The organism is Nostoc sp. (genome assembly GCF_035638895.1).
In the GTDB taxonomy this organism is placed as follows: Bacteria; Cyanobacteriota; Cyanobacteriia; order Cyanobacteriales; family Nostocaceae; genus Nostoc.
On record NZ_DASQZC010000344.1, the window covers coordinates 1 to 3,252 of the forward strand.

General features: G+C 46.2%; 3 protein-coding genes. 1 reads left to right on the top strand and 2 read right to left on the bottom strand.

Annotation, left to right across the window (positions count from 1 at the left end; all coding sequences use genetic code 11):
* Both VE944_RS16760 and VE944_RS16765 read right to left on the bottom strand, forming a co-directional pair.
* Positions 1-1,490, bottom strand: a 1,490-nt coding sequence (locus VE944_RS16760; protein WP_324978979.1) for a M23 family metallopeptidase, incomplete at its 3' end; no start/stop codon positions are given.
* 90 nt (positions 1,491-1,580) lie between these two features.
* Positions 1,581-2,399, bottom strand: a complete 819-nt coding sequence (locus tag VE944_RS16765; RefSeq protein ID WP_324978982.1) for a biotin--[acetyl-CoA-carboxylase] ligase — start codon at positions 2,397-2,399, stop codon at positions 1,581-1,583.
* A 77-nt stretch (positions 2,400-2,476) separates the two neighbouring features.
* Here VE944_RS16765 and pgeF point away from each other — a divergent pair.
* Positions 2,477-3,252, top strand: a 776-nt coding sequence (pgeF, locus tag VE944_RS16770) for a peptidoglycan editing factor PgeF (protein ID WP_324978985.1), incomplete at its 3' end; no start/stop codon positions are given.

The following is a 3,252-nucleotide window of genomic DNA, read 5'->3' on the forward strand; positions in this document are numbered from 1 at the left end:
ATGCCTGGGTCAGTAGCAACCCACCCGTTTGGTGACAGGTGACGGACTTCAAAGTGCAGGTGAGGACCTGTGGAGTTCCCGGTACTGCCAACTCGCCCAATCACAGTTCCAGGTTCTACCCACTGACCGGGTTGAACAAAGATTTCTGACATGTGACCGTAAAGAGTTTGTTGAGCCGATTTGTGATTCAGGGTAACGGTTAAACCATAACCGCCCAACCAGTTAGCAGTTTCCACTTGACCGGCGGCGGCGGCCAGAACTGGCGTACCCGTAGGCGCACCTATGTCTGTACCAGCATGGAAGCGTTGATTACCTGTGATTGGATGAACTCGCCAACCAAATACAGAAGTAATGGTAGCGGGTATAGACAATGGATACATCATTCCCGTACCACTATATGCAACTCTCCCCGTGTAGGGGATTTGTGGCAATACTGATGCTAGTGAGAAGTCGTAAGCTACGTTGCTGGGACGGGGTGCAATGTTGCCATCTGCCATTGGTGGAGGTAAAGTACCGCCACTGGGTGCGATGGGAGTTGTACTCACTGTTGTGGGGCTGAACTCGCCAGGACTTGGGATAAACCGATTCGGGCGAAATGCGCTCTTGGTGACACCGCTAGAACCACTTTGAGTTGGAGTAGCACGCCATCTGCTGGTGTTGCCAGTAGAAGATACAATCTGCCGCACAGGTGAAACTACTGGTAATTGGGCATTTTGACTTCTTTTGAGCCAATTAGGTGCTGGTTTACTATTAGAATCAGCTACACTTCTTTGGGGTACTTTGGCGCAAACGCCGCCTAATACACTTTGTCCTGATGGCAAAATGGCTCGACAACCACTGGAGCGTTCTGTGAGAATTACGGAATTTGGTGCTTGATAAGTACCTGTAGCACCACTGTCATAACTATTAGGATCAATATAGGCGTTATTATAATCCTTGATTTTCCCCGCCGTTGCACTAACAGCGCTGTTCGAGTTATTTGATGGTTGAGCAACTTCTGGAAGTTTCTCAGGTAAAGAGCGGGCAGGGGTATTGGGTTTTTCCTGTCTCACCCGTGCAGGAGTAACCTGGGAGGCTTCTACCTTGGGTTTTGACTGTCTGATAATCACAACAGGTTGGGCAGCTTCGATTTTGGGTGTAGACTGCCTAACTGGCTCTTTTGATTGAGCAACCTCTGGCTTGCCTAATCTCTTTCTGAGTCTGGCTCGCCGTTGGGAAAATTCCGGTTGCGCTTGAGCAGCTTCGGGCGCAACAGCCTGCTTTTTAACTGGATTTATAACTGCTGAAGGCTTGGAACTTTCAACTGTGGGAACTATGTTGTCTATTTGTGTTTCTGTTTGAGCAAACACAAAGCCGTTGCTAAGGAGGCTGACGCTACTGAGCCAACAGAGGCTCTGGGCTGGTAGTGTTGAGGCAAAACGTTTTTTTGTTAGACCTTGCTGCCATAAGTAATGCAAACGATGAGGGGCAGAATTATTGCGCTGCGTCATTTGTTCTCTCAGTTGTGTGTAATTAGCCTAAAGAGATGATGCTAGTGGTTTGTCTTGCCCAAAGAGCGGAATTTTGAACAAACCTCAAATTTAAACGGAAGATTTATGGTACCCCAAACTGATTGTACCGGGTTCAATATAAATTTCCGGTGTAATTAGTTCCTTTGTGTCATGTGTTTCTAAATCAACTCTTAAATTTCCTTGAGGAGTCACCCCAACTACTTTACCTGAAAGATTGTTGACGTAGACGCGATCGCCCATATTTATAAGCAAATCTAAATAGCGAGACAAGAGTACCTTTACTCCTTCTTGACAAAGGCACTCCATACCGGATTCTATTCCCATCAAGACTTTAGAGGTGAGCATTTCCAGACAAGAAATTGGTCTGAAATCTTGAGAAGCTTGCCACGATTCCAGATTGATTCCAGTTTCTGGTACTGGGTTTGTCCAGTTAATACCAACACCAATTACTGCTTGGGTGATTTGTCCTTTGTTTACTTTGGTTTCTGTCAAAATGCCGCCTAATTTGCGACCATTTAAAACTAAATCATTGGGCCATTTTATCCCAACATCAACACCGCACTGACGCAATTGAGACGCAATTCCCCAAGCAGTAGCAAAAGTTAGCTGGTAGCTGTCAATAGCCTCTATTTTGTGGTCGAAAGAAATCGCCACGGAAATATATAATCCGCCAACCGGAGAAATCCACTCACGGCCCCATTGTCCTCGTCCAGCAGATTGCACAGTTGCGATTACGACTGTTCCTGAAATAGCCCCTTGGTTAAGTAAGTTCCAGAGGGTTTGGTTAGTTGAAGAGACGCTTTCAAAAAAGTGGACGGAAAATGGTAAATATGTATACTTACGCCCTGCTTTCAAGGCTGCTTCCAAGTTTTGCAAATTAAATCCCACAGCAGTTAACCCAAATTCCGTTGTTCAAGTTAGCATTGATTGGCTAATGAGTGATTTCTGTTTAGGTTTGGTTGAAGATGCACACTTGGCACTGGCGCAATTGGGAAGGACTGCCCTATCTAACTTGTAGTATTCTGGAACGTTGGCATCACGGCTTCTTTACCCAGCAGTTTTGGCCGCGATCGCCACAAGTTATCACAGAAGTATTGCAACCAGAGGCATCAGTCTATCGCTTAAAGCAGGTTCATGGCAATACTGTTCTCACCCCCCAAGAAGTTGAAAACATCTTTTGCACTGCTGGGGAGGATTTAGCATCGGCGGATGGTTTAGTTAGCGAACAGCCTCTCCAAGCCATTTGGGTAGCTAGCGCAGATTGTACACCCGTGTTGATTGGGGATGTGCAAACTGGACGGGTGGCAGCATTACACGCAGGCTGGCGAGGGACTGCCAAGAAGATTGTTCCCTTAGCGATCGCTCGATTACAATCTCAAGGCAGTAAGCTTGATGATTTACGTATTGCTATGGGGCCAGCGATCGCTGGTGAGGTTTACCAAGTCTCTATCGAAGTGGCTGCCGAAATTGGGGCTAGCATTATATCACATGAAGACGAAGAAAAAATTGTTCAAGCATTGCATGAATTACCAAATTCACCCTTATTGGAAGACCCCAATCCAGGAAAGGTACGGCTGGATGTGCGGCGAGTGAATACCTTACAACTGGAAAACATGGGGATTAGTGCAGAACAAATTGCGATCGCACCTTATTGTACTTTCCAAACTCCAGAGCATTTCTTTTCTTACCGCCGAGAGAAAGAGAAAAAAGTTCAATGGTCTGGGATTGTCAGTGGTAAAAC